Origin of the sequence: Calothrix sp. CCY 0018, from assembly GCF_963920925.1 — a bacterium.
Lineage (GTDB): Bacteria > Cyanobacteriota > Cyanobacteriia > Cyanobacteriales > Nostocaceae > Rivularia.
In genome coordinates, this window is record NZ_CAWUDI010000011.1 from 34399 (window position 1) to 55140 (window position 20742).

Consider the following 20742-nt stretch of genomic DNA (forward strand, 5'->3'; position numbering starts at 1 on the left):
TTAGCTAAAGAGATTACTTTTTCATGGTTATTACTTAAGTAAGAACACTAAAAAATAATCGCTCACATATTATATTGGTGCGATATAAAAAGAGCGAAATCGGAAGTTTTGCTCTGGTATTTTATTGAGATATGGGCTATTCATAGAGATAAGACAGTTGATGCGAATGAAAGTATCAAATCAGGGATAATAATAAAAATGAATTTTAATAAAAAAGCATTTACCACAATATTTTTGACAACTCTACTTACCTGCTCCTACCTTTTGCCTTCTCAAGTGACGGCACAAACCTCACAGAAATCTAATACTCAACAAAAAGAAAAAGAAGGCTTGCCTTCTTCAAATCGTAGACGGGGGGCTGCCTCTCGGGGATGCGATAAGCACACTGCTGGGCACTTAATGGCTTTGGTACCAGAAAATAAACAGGTATTAACCAAATCAAACGATCCAAAGTTGTTATTCCACCTACCTAAAACATCTGCTCCTATGGATGTGGAATTTGTGATAGCAGATGCAAAACATAACCCACTCTATGAAAAGAAATTTCAAACTAGTGATGCTGCGGGAATTATAACTGTCAGCGTACCTGAAACGATCGAACTTAAGAAAGGCGGGAAAATTCGTTGGTACTTGTCAATTGTGTGTAATTCTCAAAGTCGAGCTTATGACATTGTTGTAGATGGGTGGATTAAACGAGGAGAAGTCAATGCTAATTACTGGCAAGATGGATTAGCTAAATTGGCAGAGTTGCGCCGTCAAAATCCCAACGATTCCGAATTGGCTGCTAAATGGAAAGAATTATTAGAGCAGGAAAACTTAGGTGCAATATCCCTTGAGCCGCTTTTGAATATCAACATCTAGTAGTTCACTACATAAGTGTTTCTGGGTTCTACGTGCCGATTTTAGTTTTAAATCCGAGCGCTTAAGCGCTTACTACGAACCTTTTAAAATTAATGTGATGCAATATTACTACGAACATCGTACCCCTAACTCCTATTGATATTAAATGCAAAAATAATCAGTTTACCTCTCTTGTGTTGACTAAATTTTCCCAACGATTTTTATCTCTAATATCTGCAATTAGTAGTCGTGGCAAGCGTCAAGTCAAAATATCGCTTATCGCACTCAACCCGAAACAATCGGTGGTTGCTGCCAGCATTATCATGACTGCATTAGTATGGGGTGTGAAACAAATTGGCTGGTTGCAGTTTTTGGAATTAGTTAGCTATGACTATATGGTGCGCTTGCAACCGGAGAAGGCTGAGGATTCACGTTTATTGGTGGTAGAAATAACCGAAGAAGATATTTTTCAAGAGAATCAATGGCCGATTAGCGATCGCACTCTTGCTCAAGCGTTGCAGAAGCTACAGCAGCTTCAGCCAAAGGTTATTGGTTTAGATCTCTACCGCAATATCCCTCAACCACCGGGGCGCGAGGAGTTACTCAAACAGCTTGAAGCTGATAATATTGTTGGTATTTATTACATTGGCGATACTGCCGTAGGAGGTGTTTCTCCCATTCCCGGTATGGCTGTAGACAAACTCGGTTTTAACGACATTGTTATTGATGATGATAATGTAGTCCGTCGGAATTTTCTTTTTGGCTACGAAGGCGAGAAGAAGCATTACTCTTTCTCTTTGCGGTTAGCTCTTAAATACCTAGAAAAAAAAGATATTTCCTTAAAGGTAACATCGGATGCACTACATTTTGGTAACACCGTATTTCCTCGGTTAGATGCTCGTGCAGGTGGGTATCAAAATCTTGATAATGCTGGTCGTCAAATCATGATTTCCTATCGTTCCGAGCAGCGTATAGCACGAATGGTATCGCTTGGGGAAGTCTTAAATGGTAAAGTCGATCCAAAATGGGTAAAAGATAAGGTAGTGTTGATTGGTGCTACAGCCCCTAGTGCCAATGACTTTTTCTTGACTCCCTACAATGCCAGTCAGTCAGCGAATCACAGTATGTCAGGGGTAGTGCTACACGCTCAACTTGTCAGCCAACTGCTTAGCACGATCCTAGATCGAAAACCGCTGATTTGGTTTTGGTATGAATGGATAGAAATTTTGTGGGTATGGAGTTGGGCTTTTATTGGGGGTTGGTTGGCATGGCGACAACGGCATCCATTTTTGCAAATCTTAGTAACAATAATTTTCTTGGGAATATTATTTACCTGTTGTTTTGGCTTTTTTATCCAAGCAGGCTGGATTCCCTTCATTCCACCAGCAATCGCATTTTTAGCTACAAATATCACTATTCTTGCTTATAGAGCAGTTTATAACAATTATTACGACCCCTTAACTGGACTACCCAATCGACAACTTTTTTTACAGCATTTGGAATGGGCGATTACCGATGTAAAAAACCAAAATCCCCTATTTGCCGTACTGTTTTTAGATATCGATAGTTTCAAACTGATAAATGAAAGTTTTAGTCATTATTTCGGCGACAAATTCTTAACTGATTTTACTCATAGATTAAAAGCATCTCTAGGAGGAAAGGGAATTTTAGCAAGGCTTGGAGGAGATGAGTTTGCTATTTTGATCGAAAATGTAGCAGAAAGCAACCAGGCAATTCAATTAGCGGATTTCCTACAACAAGAAATGAGTTTGCCCTTCAAAATTAACCAGCAAGAAATATTTACCAGTCTCAGTGTTGGTATAGCTTTCAATCAACAGCAACTCAAACATCAACCAGCGGATTTGCTGCGAGATGCCCACACAGCTATGTATCGAGCTAAAGACTTGGGTAAATCCCGTCACGAAGTTTTTGCTACGGGTATGCATACTCATAGCAAAAACCGTTTGCAGCTAGAAGCAGAATTACGTCGGGCTATAGACAAAGAGGAATTTTATTTAAACTATCAACCAATTATTTGTCTAAAAACCAATCAAATTGCTGGTTTTGAGGCACTTGTACGCTGGAATCATCCCCAGCGAGGATTTGTTTCTCCTGTAGAATTCATCCCAGTAGCAGAAGAAACGGGGCTAATTATTCCTTTGGGAGAATGGATTTTAGAGTCAGCTTTTCATCAGTTATCAGTTTGGCAAACACAATTCCCTTCCAACCCGCCACTGATGATGAGTATTAATCTTTCGGGAAATCAGTTAGCTCAAGAAAATTTAGTCGAAGTAATTCAACAACTGCTCAACGCAACCGGGATAAATCCACAGACTATAAAATTAGAAATTACTGAAAGTGTAGCCATGCAAGATGTAGAAGCTGCTATATCTATACTGCTGCATCTGAGGAGTTTAAACCTACAGCTAAGCATTGATGATTTTGGTACGGGTTATTCTTCTTTAAGTTATTTACACCGCTTTCCAATTAATACTTTAAAAATCGATCGTTCCTTTGTTAGTCGCATGACTGATGCTGATGAAGATGCAGCGATTGTTAAAACTATCATCATGCTTAGCGATAACTTGGGAATGGATGTAGTTGCTGAAGGTATAGAAACAAAATCGCAACAGCTAAAACTTCTAGGGCTAGGTGCCGAATACGGACAAGGTTATTTATTCTCGAAGCCATTAGATAGCGATAATGCGAGTAAATTTTTGAATATTGCAAAGGGGGAAATAGGGAATAGGGAATAGGGAATAGGGTAAAGACGTAGCAGTGCGGAGCTCTCTACAATTGTTAATCCAAAACAAACCAAACGCATCCGTTGTTAAAAACATCCGTCGTTAAAATCCAAAATCCAAAATCTAAAACAAAAGCATCCGTTGTTAAAATCGAATAATGAATACTCCATCTCACGCTATTCTCAATTTAGTTGCTTTCAGTGAAAAACTTAGAAATAAAGCCAGTTTGGCAATTTTTATCGGTGCAGTTTTACCAGATGTACCGATTTTTATATTCTACTTTTTAATGAAATTCGTTTACCGTTATCCGAGTAGTAAAATTTGGGGTGAAATATACTTTGAACCTTTTTGGCAAAATATCGTCAGCATTTTTCACTCGATACCCCTAGCTTTGATAGGGGTTTTAATTTGCCATTTTGCAAAATGGAAAGTTGTAGAAATCGGATTTATTAGTATGGTGATGCATTCTTTATTGGATTTACCAGTTCACAACGATGATGCTCACCGTCACTTTTACCCATTTAGCAATTACCGTTTTATTAGCCATTTTTCTTATTGGGATGCCAATCATTATGGAGCAATAGTAGCTTTTATAGAAATGTCGCTGGTTTTAGCTTCCACTGTTTATTTATTTCCAGGATTTCGTTCTTATTGGGTTAGAGGTTTAATGATATCCGTGAATGTGGTTTATTTGTTTGGATATTTCCGCTTTTACAGTAATCAGTGAGCAGTGAGCAGTTATCAATTATCAATTGTCAATTATCTTTAGCTGTTTGGGCTTCAATTTTACGTTTAACGAGTGCAGATAGTTTACTGGTATCTGAAAGCGAGTAATTAACTTTATTCCGTTGCTGAAAACGCATACTCAAAGCACATAGTTTACACATAAAAATGAATTTATAATTGGTAATTGGTAATTGGTAATTGGTAATTGATAATTGATCATTGTTTTCTAATAATGTAATAATTATTTTGAAAATCATGATCGAGCCGTTTAATTTCTACGCTGGTAAAACCTGCTTCTTCTAACATTTCTAAAGCTTTTTCTTCTCCCCACATTGCACCAAGCCCCATTCCATTAGCTGCTAAAGAAACACTCATGCAGTGCATACAGGATATTGTATATAATAACGGTGCTGCCGGATGTTCTAAATTACCATCAACATGACTAGAAGCCCGAATATCTTGCATTAAGTAGATACCGTTGGGACGCAATGAATTAAATATTGCCCGTAAAACTACGTCTGGTTTGGCTTGGTCGTGAATGGCATCAAATGTTGTGATAAAATCGTATTCAGATTCGTTGATGGTTGCAGCATCTTTAATTTGAAATTGGATATTAGTTAAACCAAGTTTTTTAGCTTCACTTTTAGCTGTAGTAATAGCTTCTTCGGAAAAATCGTAACCTGTAAACCGACTTTGAGGAAAAGTTTTAGCTAGAGAATTTAACGCACGCCCGCTTCCGCAACCCACATCAAGTACGTCTATACCATTTTGCAGTGTTGTTTCTAAACCAGGGATTAGCGGTAAAATAAATTCTTCTAAAGCTGCAACCACTGTTTGCCCGCTGTCTTCCGCCATTACTTGATGGAAACGTTTGTAAGCAGAATAGGGAACTCCACCACCGTTATAAAAGCAATCGATTATTTTATCTTCTACTGTTGACAAAAGCGGGATATATTGAGCAAACCCAGCCATATTATCGGGACTTGCATCCCTTGTTAAAAATAGTGCATATTCTGGAGGTAAAGAGTAAGTATTATTATCTGGATAATGTTCGATAATTCTACCCGTTACCATTGCTCCCAACCATTCTCTTACATAGCGTTCGTTTAAATTAGCTGCATCGGCAATTTGCTGACTTGTCGATGGTGTTAATGTAGCTAAAGTATCGAAAAGTTGAGTCCGATGTCCAATAGAAATCATAATCGCGATCGCACCATTATTTAAAATCTCAAGCATCCTTCCTGCGAAGGCTTCGGCTTTGTTTTCATCTAATGTTTGTAAAGTCATTTTCTGTTTTCCTAGTCGTTGTTAGCTATAAGGAAGTAATAGGGAAGAAAAAATAACTATATGCAATTGAGAAAGGCAAATGATTAGAAACAGGAAAAATAAATATCTATCTCATTCTATAAATGGAAATCCATCGTAAATAATTGACACTCATCATTATGATAAAGCGTTGCAAAACAATATTTTGCTGTCAAAAATCCATGTTCCTGATTTGTAATTCCCCCCAATTGCCACCATAACCTTATATGTCCCAAATGGTATCTCAAAATATTCCTTAAATAAAGCTTTTGTTACGATATCTAAAGGAGCATTGTCTGGAATAAATTTCCATTCATTATTTAATTCAACATATGTACCATTTAATTCCTTATCGTTCCAAATCCTATCCGAGAAATCTTGAATAATTTTTTCGTCGGGTAAAGCTTTATCAAGTACTGAAAATAGACGTGAAGTACTCATAGTTAGTAAATTGAGTTAGACACGAAAAATAGATTCAAGTAAATAATATCAATTTATCTTAACCGTGTCATAACCCAACTCAATATTTACAATACATTTTCTACCCCTTCTACCCCCTCCTCCCACTCTCCCCTCTCTAATTTTTCCAAATTACCAACTACCCACCAACCTCTGATAATACTGCTGTATCCTCGGTGCTTTAGAGGAAGGTGATGCAAGTTTCAAGACTATCTCTAATAACCAGGGTGCCAAACGCTGACACCATATTGCTAAATGACTTTGCCAGCCAACTAAAATCTCTGATGAGTCTTTCTTCAATCCTTTAACAAATGCTTGCGCTACTTTTTCTGGTGACATCGGGATCACTCCGCGATATAGTTGCAAGTCTTTCACCATTTCGGTGTCTGTCAATGTTGGTAGCAATGAGACTACTTTGATGTTATGCGGTGCTAACTCGCGACGTAAGGCTTCGGTAAATCCCAAGATTGCAAACTTAGTCGCTGAATAAGTCGCCATCGTTGGAGCCGCAACTTTCCCCATTAAGCTCGATACATTGACAATCGTGCCTTGGTTTCGTTTTACCATCCGTCGTGCCACCATGTGTGTCATGGTGTAAGTTCCCAGCAGATTCAAAGATAATTCTTCTTGGATTTGAGGTAATTTAGTTTGCAAAAATGAGCTTTGGTGAGCTACACCAGCACAATTTACCAACATATCGATTGAACCATAACTGCGCCAAAGTTGAGCCACTGCAACCTTTACAAACATTGGCTTTGTCAAATCTAACGGCATGATTACCGCTTCTATTCCCATTTGTTCAACAATTTTGGCAACTTCGGCTAACTTATCGCGGGAGCGGGCTACTAGTATCAATCTTTTGACTTTTTGCTGGGCTAATTCCAGTGCGATCGCCCTTCCAATACCACGAGAAGCTCCAGTAATTAAGGCTGTACATCCTTGAATATTCATTTTTATCCTCCATACTTTAAGTATTGGTGCAATATTGCTCTTTGCCGATATATTTTCATCGGGATTCACACGGATATCGACAAAAGTGAAATCTCTTCGCAGCTATATAAACAAGCTGTTTATGGTTTATTTTTCTACTGGAGTTGAAATATTTGCAATAATGGTCAGTTTTCTCTCTCTTACAGTTCCTAAACCAATATTTTTGACAATTGTTAGTTGCAGATATAGCCGATAAGTTATATATCTCCCAGAAAAGAATTTACATTATCGTTCTCATCACACATACCTTAACAATTAAATCAAGCTATTGCAACAATCTTTAATAAGTATTTCTTAATAGTTCTTTACACATAGTATATATGAATAATATTATTTCAGATAAGTTTTGTTTAATAGTTGTTCCGAAATCACAGCGATCCCCGATAATTCAGAGATTTTGGTTACGCAAGATACCTTTTCAAAGTGATAATAAATCATCGAAGATAGGGGAAATTGATGAAAATTAATAGATAATAAAAAAGACTTGCCATAGCAAGTCTCTAAATTATTTTTGAAATATTTCTGAGATATATTAAATTTATTTACGGTTTAGAAGTACGTTGAAACCATTCTTGATATTTCTGCTGTCTTTCTTCGTCTTCTACAAGAATACTGACTCGTACCTTTCTACATCCGTGATTTTGTTCCAATTGAATAGCGTTAAGGATCAAAGAAGCAATCTTAGGTGAGTCAAATTCACCAGTGACAGTTAACCCACCGCTCATATCGCTACTAACCATCGATTGATTTTGCTGAAATTCATTTTGTGAAATCTCTTCTTCACCTAAATCAATTTCAGCAAGCTGCTTGGGTTCAAGACCTGGTTCTTCAATAATCAATTTTTCACGTCTGACGGGGATTTGGATCATCCGAGTTTCGATTTCTTTACGGATAATAACCTCACCGATTTTGCGCTTGCTACGTTCAACAACCAAGCGCTCCCCTAACAAACGAATTATATCTTCTTCAATTTCCTCTACAAATTCTAATTCTGAATGGTTCTCTTGAGAATTTTCTGGAGTAGCTGAATCTGCTTTATAGTCAATAGGCTGGTGAGTATTTAGATTATCTGTCATATTATTTACTTTATTTTCCTTTTCTGTATATTCAGGTAATTGTGTTAATTGCGATTCATCAATAATTGTAAAAATACGCTGAATCTTTGGCTCAATTTTACGAACTAATTTGCCATTCAATAGCAAAAAAGGATTAGTCTCATTACCTTGAGATAATCTTTCGATCGCAAAGTTAAGCTGACGATTGGCATCAACCATCAAATCTTGAACTTTACCTATTAATCTACCTTGTCTATCAACTACATCAAAATTCTTAACTTTAAGTTTAAGTTTATCTAGTAAATTATCTACTCTTTTTGATTTTTGATTAGTTTGATTAGAACTATTATTACTATTATCAGTGATTTGATTATTCATAGATATTTATATAGAAATTATATAGGAATAATATTTGATTTTTCGACCGCTCAATCTAGAATTACGCTTTTATTTACCAGCGTACAGGTTCTGTTCTCTCTTAACGAAAAATTAGCTATTAGCTATTAGCCAATAACTAATAACTAATAACTAATAACCAGTTTGATCATCAGATATTATCGTCTATCTGTTGGTAAGTTACCACTATCAATATCTAACTCTTCGCGACGAATTGTTTCTTGAGATTCAACGGTATCGCGCTCTACTTCTTTTTTAACTTTAACTTCTTCGCGAACGAATGCTTCCTTACGAACATCAGCATTCTCTTCGTAAAGGTCTACGTGAGCTACCTCACCTTCTTTAAAGTTAGCTTCACCGGGAGCAACTGCTCTACCTGCATCTGTAGGAGTTACTCTTTCTACAACTACACGCTCTTTTTCAACAGGTACGGAAACTCGCGCAGTTTCAGTTTCAACGTGCTTGCCAACTGCCACTTCACCAGCTTTACGACGGTGTTTATTAGCAACCAAACGCTCTTCATAAAGTCTGATATTTTGATGGTCTGTATCGTTTACATTGTACAGATGAGGTTCGTTGTCGTATTTATAAGTATCGCGGGTATGAGTCTGGGCACGAGTTGCTCCAGTATATGCTGGTGCATCGAGGGGAGCGGAATCTTCTAATGCTGCCGATTTCTCTACAGGTTGAGTACGATATACACCACGTACACTTTCTTCGTAATCGTAATCTACAACTTGGTTTTGATCGTATTCGGGTAAGTTTTCAGCTTGCGCTCTATTCATGCCAAGAGCGTAGATGCGGCTTGCATTGTAATCAATGCGAGTACGTCCAACAGGCATCAATACTTTCTTACCAAAAATCCAGAAACCTAAGTCAACTACTAAATAGCGAAAACGACCTTCATCATCGACTAAAATATCGCTAACAGTACCAACTTTATCATCACTACCTTCAGCGTAAACAGTCATATCTTTGATGTCTTGACCTTGGAAAACATCGCGATAATTTGGGTCGTAATCTGCAACTTTATAAAGTGCCATATAATTTTCTCTCCTATTTCTATTCTTTGTTATTAACAAGATTAAAAAAAACCATTTTTAAATTCATCTTCCCCGCGACTGACTTCAAGTTTATGATGCACAATCAGAAGTAGTATATTATGTTTGAGTTGAGAATTAACGAATTTATATTTCCTATATGAATCAAGGTATTGCGCCGGTTGTAAACTCGATATTTAGTTAGATAGATCGATCTTGATAATTACAATTAAAATATTGAATTTTTATAGAATACGCTGTTGCTCACTTCAGCACAAAACATTTTAATAGCTACTATTTTTTATAATTCAACAATCTAAAGATAGAAATTAATCTCTAACTTTAGAGAGTTATATAAAAATTTTATTTTACCGATTGGAATATCAGGTATTAAAAAACCCGCCTCTTTGAAAAAGCAGGGTTTTTTAATGTTCACGAATAATTCAAATATACTATATTGCAATATTAATTATTATTCGTAAATTCTTCTAATTTAAAATTGATTATTAAACGCGTTTATTTGTACCAGGATTAGTATCGTTGACGCGCAAATCGCCTTGAGTATCGATATCTAACTCTTCTCTACGAATTGTTTCCTTTGCTTCGATAGTGTCTTGCTCGACAACTTTCGTAACTTTTACTTCTTCACGCACGTATGCTTCTTTGTTAATTTCAGCCTGTTCTTCGTAAAGCTCAACTCGTGCAACTTCACCTTCACCAAAGTTAACCTTGTCAGGATCTACTACAGTTGCTTCTCCTGTAGGTGTAGTTCTTTCAATTACAACTCGTTCTTTTTCAACTGGTACTGAAACTCTAGCCGTTTCGGTTTCAATATGTTTACCAACAGATACTTCACCAGTTTTGATGCGGCTTTTGCTAGTAACTAAACGTTCTTCGTAAAGTTTAATATTAGAGTGGTCGCGGTCGTTCAAATCATATAACGAAGCATCATTTTGATAGTTATAAGTGTCTTTGTTATAAGCTACATTTTTAGCTTCTGGCGCACGATAAGCACCGCGTACTTTCTCTTCATACTCGTAATCAACGGTCATGTTCTCATCGTATTCGGGCAAGTTTTCTACTTGCTCTTTATTGAGTCCATCCACATAAACACGCTTCTGACCGTAATCGAGACGTGAAAGACCAATTGGTAATAAAACTTTCTTTCCTAAAAATATCGGACCAGTATCAATAACTAAATATCTAAAACGACCTTCATGGTCTACCAAAGCATCATGAACGGAACCAATTTTGTCTCCACCCTGAGTATAAAGAGACATTTCCTTAATATCTTCACCACCAAAAACTTCTTTATAATTGGGGTCGAAATCTTCAAGTTTATATAGTGCCATAGAAGTTATTTCTAATTTGTTTACATCTGAATATCAGTGTAAAAAATTTACTTCTATCTTTTCTTCCTGCTTGCGACTTAATTTTTTTGACCTGTCATCAGTCTATAGTTCAATGGGGAGTAGGGAATAGGGAATAGGGAATAGGGAATAGGATTTTAGATTTTAGATTGGGAGTTAGGAGTTAGGAGTTGTGAGTAATTAAGGTCAAAGGTTAAAATTCTCCTTGTCTCCCCATCTGCCTATCACCCCATCACCCCCTCTCCCTAATCCTTACCTCTTAGAACCCTGGGTCATTTCCAACAACCGCTGACTCAATTCGGGGGTAAGTTGGTCGGAACTTTCGTAGCGCCAACGCCAGTTTCCGGCACTAACGCTGGGATCGTTCATTCTACCGCTGCTGTCTAAGCCTAGTATGTCTTGGACTGAAAGAATGGCTAAGTCTCCTACTGAAGATAGCGCCATACGCATAAATTCCCAGTTGATTTCTTTGATTTCTTCGGGTGAAGAATATTCTAAGTATCTGGCTACGTGCTGCTTTTCTGCATCTCCGGTTTGATTCCACCACCCAATCGTTGTGTCGTTATCGTGAGTACCGGGATATACGACGCAGTTTTCAATGTAGTTATGCGGTAAGTAAGGATTGTCGTCTTCTCCACCGAAGGCAAATTGTAAGATACGCATTCCGGGGAAATCAAATCTATCCCGCAATTCTTCTACTTCGGGGGTAATAATTCCTAAATCTTCCGCCATTACGGGTAAACTACCTAAAGCAGAATTCAAGGTTTCAAAGAATTTGGCATCTGGCCCTTTTACCCATTCGCCGTTGATGGCTGTTTCTTCTCCTGCGGGTACTCGCCAATATGCTTCAAATCCCCGGAAGTGGTCGATACGAACGATGTCTACATATTGTAATGTTGCCCGAAAACGTTCTATCCACCAAGCATAATCGGTTTGTGCCAATTTATCCCAGTCGTAAACGGGATTACCCCAAAGCTGCCCGGTAGCGCTGAAGTAATCTGGTGGTACTCCGGCAATGTATGCAGATTCAAGGGTTTCGGGATTTAGTTGAAATATCTCTGGATTTGCCCAAACATCGGAACTGTTATGACAAACATAAATTGAAATATCACCAACTATTTTGATGTCCTTATTATTGGCGTAGTCGCGTATTTTTTTCCACTGTTGGAAGAATTTAAACTGCAAGAATTTATGGTAAGATACCTTGTCTTTTAATTTATCTTCCGCAGCTTTGAGCGCATCTTTTTCGCGACGAGCTACAGCACTATCCCAAAAATTCCAAGCTTTATAATCGTTAGCTTCTAGTAGTGCCATAAACAGCACATAATCATCCAACCAAGAAGCTTGATCTGAGCAAAACTGTTCAAATTCTGAATTAGTTTTTTTTGCTAAAGACTGCTCGAAACGTTGATAAGCTGAGTGGAGAATTTTTGTTTTGTGAGGAATGACTGCATCAAAGTCAACTCTATTTGGACTGGTTTTGACGTTTTCTAGCGGAGTTAATTCTTCTTTTGTCAGCAAACCTTCTTCTAGCAACTGTTCTAGAGAAATCATTAAAGGATTTCCCGCAAAGGCGCTAAAATTCATCGTGTAGGGTGAATGTTCGTAACCTGTAGGGCCTAAAGGTAGAATTTGCCATAACTTTTGACCGCTTGAAACCAGGAAATCAACGAACTTATAAGCCGATTCACCTAAATCACCGATGCCAAATTTACTTGGCAAACTAGTAGGATGGAGCAGAACTCCACTTGCTCTTTCAAAACTCATGTAATGACCCCAATAAACTAAAACAATAACAAACTAACAAACTGTCAAGATTTCACCAGTAGCTTGATTTATATATTAGTAAGATAGCTTATGGGAAATAAGGGCTGTAAAAAAAAATTATGCAAAATCCATTGTTGAAAGATGATCCGCTGTGGTTTAAAGATGCAGTTATCTATGAAGTGCCAGTGCGTGCTTTTGCAGATAGCGACGGTGATGGTATAGGCGATTTTGGAGGATTAACCGAAAAGTTAGATTATCTCCAAGACTTGGGGGTAACGGCTATTTGGGTGCTACCTTTTTTCCCTTCTCCCTTGCGAGATGATGGCTACGATATCGCAGACTATACCACTGTTAATCCCATATACGGTAATCTGGAGGATTTCAAGGCTTGTTTGAGTGCCGCCCATCAAAGAGGCATTCGGGTAATCATTGAGTTGATTGTTAATCACACTTCCGACCAGCATCCCTGGTTCCAGAAGGCGCGTAAGGCTCCTATAGGTAGTCCGGAACGAGATTTTTATGTTTGGAGCGATACTCTAGAAAAGTATGAAGAAGCACGAATCATCTTTAAGGATTTTGAAACTTCTAACTGGACTTGGGACCCCGTTGCAAAATCTTACTATTGGCACCGTTTTTATTCTCACCAACCGGATTTGAATTTTGAAAGTCCCCAAATGCAGCAAGCGCTGTTTGATGTAGTAGATTTTTGGTTGGATTTGGGTGTAGATGCGATGCGATTGGATGCCGTACCGTATCTATACGAGCGTGAAGGCAGCAGTTGCGAAAACCTACCGGAAACTCACGCCTTTTTGAAGAAATTACGCCAACACATGGACGAGAAGTATCCCAATCGGATGTTGCTGGCTGAAGCAAACCAGTGGCCCGAAGATGCTGTAGAGTATTACGGCGATGGGGATGAATGTCACATGAATTTCCATTTCCCCTTGATGCCGCGTTTATTCATGGGGCTGCAAATGGAAGATAGTTTCCCGATTATCGATATTTTGCAGCAAACGCCGCCGATTCCGGGTAACTGTCAGTGGGCGTTATTCCTGCGGAATCACGATGAATTGACCTTGGAAATGGTCAGCGATGAAGACCGCGATTATATGTACCGCGTCTACGCTCAAGATCAGCAGGCAAGATTAAACTTGGGTATTCGCCGCCGTTTGGCTCCTTTGATGGGCAGCAACCGACGACGCATAGAAGTTATGAATGCTTTGCTGATGTCCTTACCCGGAACGCCAGTGCTTTACTACGGCGATGAAATCGGCATGGGGGACAATATTTATTTGGGAGACAGAAACGGTGTAAGAACTCCGATGCAGTGGAGCGCCGATCGCAATGGTGGTTTTAGTCGTTGCAATCCCCACAAGCTTTATGCTCCAGTAATTATCGACCCAGAATACCATTTTGAGGCAGTCAACGTTGAAGCCCAGCGAGAAAACCGCAATTCGCTATGGTGGTGGACGAAACGTTTGATCGCAACTCGCGGACGCTTTCAGGCTTTTGGTAGGGGTACTTTTGAGTTACTTTATCCAGAAAATCGCAAGGTTTTAGCGTTTACTCGTACTTACAACGGGGAACACATTCTGGTTGTGACCAACTTGTCTCGCTTCGTCCAGACAGTAGAGTTGGATTTGACGGCATTTGACGGCATGATTCCGGTGGAAATCTTCGGACGCACCACATTTCCTGCGATTGGCGATTCACCTTATTTCATGAGTTTAGCGCCCCATGCGTTTTACTGGTTTACCTTAGACGTTCAAACAAATATTACCTGTCCGGTAAGACCTCAGAACCAAATACCGACAATAGTAGTCAGCGACAATTGGCGGAATATCTTTGCTAAATCTGAAACAAAAGCAGCATTAGAAGAAATGTTGCCAGATTATATGTGTGCCTGTAGCTGGTTTGATAGTAAAAATCGGGTAATTCAGTCTTCTCACATGATTGAAGCAATTCCCGTTTCTTTCCGTTCCTTGGAAGCAGCAATTGTTTTAATACAGTTAGACTACACCGAAGGCGACTCCGAAACCTACGTACTACCTTTAGCTTACGAACCCGAAGGTATCAATCACGAACGCTTTAGCTCTTACCGTGAAGAAGTTGTAGCCAATATCGAAATACGCAGCAAGAAACAAACAGGGGTGTTATTTGATGCCTTAGCAGACAAAGAATTTCTTAACTTCCCCCTCGAAGCTATCGCCAACAACAATACTTACAAAGGCATGGCAGGCGAACTAGTTGCAGAATCTAGCAAAGATTTTACAGAGTTAGCTGGTGCTGGTTCTAACTTCGGATTAAAAGCCAATCTTGAAGCGCATCTTTTACGTGGAGAACATAAAAACACCTGCGTAATATATGGCGATCGCCTGATGTGCAAATTATTCCGCAAAGTAGTAGGAGAAGGCATCAACCCGGATTTAGAAGTAGGTCAGTTTCTCACCCACAGTTCGGCGACAAAAGGACTACCCAAAGCAGAAAACTTTGCACCTGTTGCCGGTAGCTTGAATTACAGCCGCAAAGGCTTTGAGACTATGACTGTGGGAATAGTGCAAAAATATATTCCCGATATCAGAGATGGCTGGGAATATAGCCTTGATAGCTTGCGGGACTTCTTTGAACAAGTACAGGTAAGGCAAATAGACGCTGTTGCCGATATCGATTTACCTCCTACCTTATTAACAGCAGCCTTAGAAACCGAAATTCCTGAAATAGCTCAGGAAATGATTGGCTCCTATTTGCGGAATGCTCAACTATTAGGCGAACGTACAGCCGAAATGCACTTAGCATTAGCATCTGACGCAGATGACCCCAACTTTGCCCCAGAAGCATTCACCTCCTTTTACCAGCGCTCGATTTACCAATATATGCGGAATCAAGCCGGACAAGTGTTGTTGCTGTTGAAAAAGCGTTTGGTAGAGTTACCGAGCGATTTGCAACCTGTAGCACAAGTAGTATTGAACAATCGAGAAATGATCTTAGCTCGACTAAAATCAATACTCAACCAAAAAATTAACGCCATGAGAACCCGTACCCACGGGAACTTGTGCCTCAACGAAGTGCTATATACGGGTAAAGACTTTATCATCATTGACTTTGAAGGAGATCAAACCCGTCCATTAAGCGAACGACGGATGAAGCGATCGCCTTTGCGCGATGTCGCCGGAATGCTAGAATCCTTCTACTACTCCAGCCGCATCGGTTTACGCAACGAAAAAGAAAGCGGTATTATTCTTCCAGACGACCAGCCATTAATGGAACAGTGGGCGCAATTCTTCTACACTTGGTCAAGTATCGCCTTCTTGAAATCGTACTTAAGTGCAGCCAAAGGCGCACCCTTCCTACCATCTGAACCATCAGAACTACAACTACTTTTAGATGGATTCATACTAGAAAAAGCCATCATCGAACTAGAACACGAACTCAAAAACCGTCCTAACTGGATAGAAGTTCCGCTGTATCGTATTTTAGAACTGCTGGAAACGGCTTAAGAATAGGGCATAGGGCATGGGGCATGGGGCATAAGACGAGTTAGGAGTTAGGAGTTAGGAGTTAAAAATTATCTACCCCTTGTCCCCTTGTCCCCTTGTCTCCCCAATTCCCAATGCCCAATGCCTAATCCCCCATCTATCTATAGATATAAAACATAATTACGACTCCATACTGGCTTAAAATAATTTGAGAAGATTTAATATTTTATTTAACATTCGATATTTAGGATTTAATATTTAGCAGGATTGTAGAATAATTCATTTTTATTAGGAGAAAGAATGGTATGTACCTCTCACTATGGCCCGGTAAGCCTTATCCTTTAGGTGCTAACTGGGATGGCAAGGGTACTAATTTCGCTTTATTCTCAGAAAACGCCACGGCGGTGGAGTTATGCTTGTTTGATAAAGAAGGACGAGAAACTCGATTGGCTTTACGAGAAGTTAGTAACTTTACGTGGCACGCTTACGTTCCTTCTATTGGCCCAGGGCAGCGTTATGGGTTTAGAGTACACGGTGCGTTTGCTCCCCAGGAAGGGCACAGATTTAACCCAAATAAGCTACTCATCGATCCTTACGCTTATGCGGTTGATGGAGAAATTGGTTTTGGTGAAGAAATCTTTGGTTATCGCTGGGACGATCCGAAAGATGATTTAGGATTTTCAGAATTGAATGATGCTCATTTAATTCCCAAGTCGGTAGTTGTAGATAAAAGTTTTGATTGGGAAGGAGATGAACTTCTACAAATTCCTTGGCACGAAACGATAATTTACGAAACTCACGTCAAAGGTTTTACTAGATTACATGAAGAAATCCCGGCGAAATTAAGGGGAACTTATGCCGGACTAGCCCACCCTGCGGCTATTTCTCATCTCCAGTCTTTGGGTATAACGGCGGTGGAATTGATGCCCATACATCACTTTTTATCGCAACCGGGACATTTAGTTGGTAGCGATTTGAAGAATTATTGGGGCTATGACTCAATTTCTTATCTGGCTCCTTATTCCGGCTATAGCGCTAGCGGTAGTTTGGGACAGCAGCTTAAAGAGTTTAAGCATATGGTCAAGCGGCTGCATCAAGCAGGGATGGAAGTCATTCTTGATGTGGTTTACAACCATACGGGTGAAGGCAATAACATGGGACCTACTTTATCCTTACGCGGTATCGATAATGCTTCTTACTACCGTTTGGTAGACGGCGATTTGCGCTACTACATGGACTTTACTGGTTGCGGTAATTCCCTTAACGTGCGCCATCCCCAAGTACTCAAATTAATTATGGATAGTTTGCGGTATTGGGTATTGGAATGTCACGTGGATGGTTTCCGTTTTGACTTAGCTTCGGCATTGGCTAGAGAATTATACGCAGTAGATAAGCTGGCGGCATTCTTCGATATTATTCACCAAGACCCAGTTTTAGCCGACGTGAAACTAATTGCCGAACCTTGGGACGTAGGTGAGGGAGGATACCAAGTAGGTGAATTTCCGTTATTATGGTCGGAATGGAACGGAAAATATCGCGATACAGTGCGAGACTTCTGGCGTGGAGAAGACAGTAGTTTAGCAGAATTTGCCTATCGGTTTACAGGTAGCTCCGACCTTTACGAGTTAAACGGACGCAGCCCCAGCGCTAGTATTAACTTCGTCACCGCTCACGATGGTTTTACGTTGAATGATTTAGTTAGCTATAACGAAAAGCATAACGATGCCAACGGTGAAGATAACCGCGATGGAGAAAGTCATAATCGTTCGTGGAATTGCGGAGCAGAAGGAGAAACAGATGATTTTGCAATTGAGAAACTGCGTAAAAAGCAGCGACGAAACTTTTTAGTGACGCTAATACTTTCCCAAGGAGTACCCATGATCGTAATGGGTGACGAAATGGGAAGAACCCAAGGAGGAAACAACAATCCTTACTGTCAAGATAACGAGATTTCCTGGCTGGATTGGGAATTACAAGAAGAAAACGAGAATTTACTCGACTTTACCCGTCAATTAATCGACTTTCGTCGCCGACATCCAGTATTTAGAAGGCGCAAGTGGTTCCAAGGAAGAGCAATTCGCGGTATTGAAGTTACCGATATTGCTTGGTTTAACCCCGATGGGACTACAATGACGGAAGATCAATGGAATAGCGGTTTTGCTAAAGCCATTGGAATTTTCCTTAATGGTGAGGGAATAGGTTCACCAGGGCCAAGAGGCGAACGCATCATTGACGAAAGCTTCTTTATTTTATTTAACGCTCACTACGAAATGTTGGAATTTATCATTCCTCCAGAAATGCAGGAATGGGAATGGCTAACTATCGTTGATACCACTAAGCCTAGATTTGTTCAACGCGGTAAACGCTACATCGAAGACAAACCAATCAAAGTAGAACCGCGTTCCATAACCATACTTCAGAGGCTTGGACAAATAAGCCATGAATATGATGATGAGTAATCAGTTAACAGTTAACAGTTAACTGTTAACAGTGAGGAGTTAGGAGTTAGGAGATTTTGGATTAAATGCTATCCCCTTGTCCCCCCATCTCCCCCTTCGGGTTCGCCACTTCTCTCAACGGAGGGAACCTCCGCACGAGAGTGGACTCACCATCTCCCCATCTCCCCCTCTCCCCCTCTCCCCCATCTACCAATTAGCAACTACCAATACAAAAATGCATATCGGTTCTCAATATTCAAACAATACTTGCAACTTCACTCTCTGGGCACCTTTGGTTGGAGAAGTTGCCGTTCATTTAGTCGAACCCCAAGATAAAGTCGTACCTCTGGAAAAAGATGAACGGGGTTATTGGCGCGGTTCAATTGCAGATATAAAACCAGGTAGTCTCTATTATTATCAACTTGATGGTGAAAAGGATGCAGCCGATCCCGCCGCTCATTCTCAACCCCAAGGGGTTCATGGTGCTTCGGAAGTAATTGACCATGACAGCTTTAAGTGGAACGATGACAAGTGGCAAGGTGTTCCTTTAGAAGAAATGGTTATCTACGAGTTGCACGTAGGAACTTTTACCGAAGCAGGAACTTTTGAAGGAATTATTCCCCGATTGGCGGATTTAAAGGAATTGGGCGTAAACACAATTGAAATCATGCCTGTTGCTCAGTTTCCAGGAAGTCGAAACTGGGGTTACGATGGTGTTTTTCCATACGCCGTTCAAAATTCCTATGGCAGTGTTGATGGTTTGAAGAAACTGGTTGATGCTTGCCATCAGCAAGGGATATCGGTAATTTTAGATGTAGTTTACAACCATCTTGGGCCGGAAGGAAATTACCTTTGGGGTTATGGAACTTACTTTACCGAAAAATACAAGACTCCTTGGGGTAGCGCAATTAATTTTGATGATTCCTATAGCGATGGAGTACGAAATTACTTTGTCCAAAACGTTCTTTACTGGTTGGAAAATTACCATTTAGATGGATTACGCTTGGATGCAGTTCATGCTATATACGATTTTGGCGCAAAGCATATTTTGGCGGAAATGGCTGAGGCTGTAACTCAATTAGAGCAGAAAAAGAATCGTCAATTTTATTTAATTGCTGAAAGTGACCTCAACGATCCGCGTATTATTCGTTCTCAAGAAGTTGGTGGATACGGTATTGATGCTCAATGGAGTGATGATTTTCACCATGCTTTACATACGGTGTTAACTGGCGAAAAAAACGGATATTACGAGGATTTTGGCAGTTTAGAGCAGTTAGCAAAGATTTATCGCCAAGGATTTGTTTATACTTGGGATTACTCTCCCCATCGCCATCGATATCACGGTGATGACCCCAAGGGTTGCGCTTCGAGTCAGTTTGTGGTGTGTGCCCAAAACCACGATCAGGTAGGAAATCGAATGTTAGGCGATCGACTCTCTAATTTGATATCCTTTGAAGCCTTGAAACTGACAGCAGCAGCGCTTTTACTTTCACCGTACATTCCGATGTTATTTATGGGTGAAGAATATGGAGAGACTGCACCATTTTTGTATTTTGTTAGTCATGGCGATCGCGATTTAATCGAAGCAGTCAGAAAAGGTAGAAAAGAGGAATTTGCAGCATTCCACGAAATTGACGGTAAAGAAGCACCAGATCCTCAAGCAGAGGAAACATTTAAGGAATCGCAGTTAAATTGGGACAAGCGTAAAACTGGGGAGCATGAAAAGCTGTGGTTGTTTCATCAGAAATTACTGCAAATGCGAAAGAATGTTCCAGCATTGAGGAACTTAGATCGGAATCAATTAGGATCTTCGGTAATCGAACCAGAACAAGTTTTATGCATTAAAAGACACCATCAAAACAGTCAAATTGTTTGCTGGCTTAACTTTGGCTCGGAAGCTGTTAAAATTACAGATGATAACAAGAGTGGAACTTGGAAAAAAATACTTGATTCAAGCGAAGAAACCTGGGGAGGAACGGGTTCCCAAATGCCAGAAAAACTTGATGGATCTAGTAGTTCAGAATTGATGATTAATCCCTACAGCGTTGTGGTTTACAGTAATCAGTGAACAGTGAGCAGTGAGCAGTGAGGTGATAGGGTGATGGGGTGATGGGGTAGAAAAAATACAATTCCTAA

The 20742-nt window shown here is 39.8% G+C and carries 13 protein-coding genes; 6 read left to right on the forward strand and 7 right to left on the reverse strand.

The genetic code is table 11. The features are described 5' to 3' along the window. Positions 1-198: 198 nt before the first annotated feature. The 3 genes from ACM03V_RS10230 (at position 199) to ACM03V_RS10240 (ending at position 4311) form a co-directional block, all read left to right on the forward strand. Positions 199-861: a DUF928 domain-containing protein gene (locus ACM03V_RS10230; protein ID WP_414620668.1), complete on the forward strand. Its 663-nt coding sequence runs from the start codon at positions 199-201 to the stop codon at positions 859-861. Between the two features lie 176 nt (positions 862-1037). Continuing rightward, positions 1038-3596 carry an EAL domain-containing protein gene (locus tag ACM03V_RS10235; protein ID WP_414620669.1) on the forward strand — a complete coding sequence of 853 codons (2559 nt, stop codon included), beginning with the start codon at positions 1038-1040 and terminating at the stop codon, positions 3594-3596. A gap of 145 nt (positions 3597-3741) precedes the next feature. Further along, a complete protein-coding gene (locus ACM03V_RS10240; RefSeq protein ID WP_414620670.1) occupies positions 3742-4311 on the forward strand; it encodes a hypothetical protein in 570 nt (189 codons plus the stop codon). A 215-nt stretch (positions 4312-4526) separates the two neighbouring features. Here the strand turns inward: ACM03V_RS10240 and ACM03V_RS10245 are convergent, their stop codons facing one another. From ACM03V_RS10245 to malQ, 7 genes are all read right to left on the reverse strand, one after another. Then, complete coding sequence (locus tag ACM03V_RS10245) at positions 4527-5597, reverse strand: class I SAM-dependent methyltransferase (RefSeq protein ID WP_414620671.1); 1071 nt, start codon at positions 5595-5597, stop codon at positions 4527-4529. A gap of 156 nt (positions 5598-5753) precedes the next feature. Beyond that, on the reverse strand, positions 5754-6056 hold the full coding sequence (locus ACM03V_RS10250) for a hypothetical protein (RefSeq protein WP_414620672.1): 303 nt from the start codon (positions 6054-6056) through the stop codon (positions 5754-5756). 150 nt (positions 6057-6206) lie between these two features. Further along, positions 6207-7025 carry an SDR family NAD(P)-dependent oxidoreductase gene (locus ACM03V_RS10255; RefSeq protein WP_414620673.1) on the reverse strand — a complete coding sequence of 273 codons (819 nt, stop codon included), beginning with the start codon at positions 7023-7025 and terminating at the stop codon, positions 6207-6209. A 581-nt stretch (positions 7026-7606) separates the two neighbouring features. Beyond that, complete coding sequence (locus ACM03V_RS10260; RefSeq protein ID WP_414620674.1) at positions 7607-8497, reverse strand: DUF2382 domain-containing protein; 891 nt, start codon at positions 8495-8497, stop codon at positions 7607-7609. A 176-nt stretch (positions 8498-8673) separates the two neighbouring features. Beyond that, complete coding sequence (locus tag ACM03V_RS10265; RefSeq protein WP_414620675.1) at positions 8674-9558, reverse strand: DUF2382 domain-containing protein; 885 nt, start codon at positions 9556-9558, stop codon at positions 8674-8676. 503 nt (positions 9559-10061) lie between these two features. Next, entirely contained in the window at positions 10062-10907 is an 846-nt protein-coding gene (locus ACM03V_RS10270; protein ID WP_414620676.1) for a DUF2382 domain-containing protein, read from the reverse strand. 270 nt (positions 10908-11177) lie between these two features. Further along, positions 11178-12692: a 4-alpha-glucanotransferase gene (gene malQ / locus ACM03V_RS10275; protein ID WP_414620677.1), complete on the reverse strand. Its 1515-nt coding sequence runs from the start codon at positions 12690-12692 to the stop codon at positions 11178-11180. A 119-nt stretch (positions 12693-12811) separates the two neighbouring features. Between malQ and treS the strand changes: the two genes are divergently transcribed. The 3 genes from treS to treZ all read left to right on the forward strand — a co-directional run bounded on the left by treS (position 12812) and on the right by treZ (position 20674). Then, entirely contained in the window at positions 12812-16189 is a 3378-nt protein-coding gene (gene treS, locus ACM03V_RS10280) for a maltose alpha-D-glucosyltransferase (protein WP_414620678.1), read from the forward strand. Between the two features lie 284 nt (positions 16190-16473). After that, positions 16474-18627, forward strand: a complete 2154-nt coding sequence (gene glgX, locus ACM03V_RS10285; protein ID WP_414620679.1) for a glycogen debranching protein GlgX — start codon at positions 16474-16476, stop codon at positions 18625-18627. A 214-nt stretch (positions 18628-18841) separates the two neighbouring features. Then, positions 18842-20674: a malto-oligosyltrehalose trehalohydrolase gene (gene treZ, locus ACM03V_RS10290; RefSeq protein ID WP_414620680.1), complete on the forward strand. Its 1833-nt coding sequence runs from the start codon at positions 18842-18844 to the stop codon at positions 20672-20674. Positions 20675-20742 lie beyond the last annotated feature (68 nt).

What these genes read in the sequence shown, in the direction of transcription:
- ACM03V_RS10230 (WP_414620668.1), top strand. Translation starts at nt 199, where the DNA reads ATGAATTTTAATAAAAAAGCATTTACCACAATATTTTTGACAACTCTA.
- ACM03V_RS10240 (WP_414620670.1), top strand. Translation starts at nt 3,742, where the DNA reads ATGAATACTCCATCTCACGCTATTCTCAATTTAGTTGCTTTCAGTGAA.
- ACM03V_RS10245 (WP_414620671.1), bottom strand. Translation starts at nt 5,597, where the DNA reads ATGACTTTACAAACATTAGATGAAAACAAAGCCGAAGCCTTCGCAGGA.
- ACM03V_RS10250 (WP_414620672.1), bottom strand. Translation starts at nt 6,056, where the DNA reads ATGAGTACTTCACGTCTATTTTCAGTACTTGATAAAGCTTTACCCGAC.
- ACM03V_RS10255 (WP_414620673.1), bottom strand. Translation starts at nt 7,025, where the DNA reads ATGAATATTCAAGGATGTACAGCCTTAATTACTGGAGCTTCTCGTGGT.
- ACM03V_RS10260 (WP_414620674.1), bottom strand. Translation starts at nt 8,497, where the DNA reads ATGAATAATCAAATCACTGATAATAGTAATAATAGTTCTAATCAAACT.
- ACM03V_RS10265 (WP_414620675.1), bottom strand. Translation starts at nt 9,558, where the DNA reads ATGGCACTTTATAAAGTTGCAGATTACGACCCAAATTATCGCGATGTT.
- ACM03V_RS10270 (WP_414620676.1), bottom strand. Translation starts at nt 10,907, where the DNA reads ATGGCACTATATAAACTTGAAGATTTCGACCCCAATTATAAAGAAGTT.
- malQ (WP_414620677.1), bottom strand. Translation starts at nt 12,692, where the DNA reads ATGAGTTTTGAAAGAGCAAGTGGAGTTCTGCTCCATCCTACTAGTTTG.
- treS (WP_414620678.1), top strand. Translation starts at nt 12,812, where the DNA reads ATGCAAAATCCATTGTTGAAAGATGATCCGCTGTGGTTTAAAGATGCA.
- glgX (WP_414620679.1), top strand. Translation starts at nt 16,474, where the DNA reads ATGTACCTCTCACTATGGCCCGGTAAGCCTTATCCTTTAGGTGCTAAC.
- treZ (WP_414620680.1), top strand. Translation starts at nt 18,842, where the DNA reads ATGCATATCGGTTCTCAATATTCAAACAATACTTGCAACTTCACTCTC.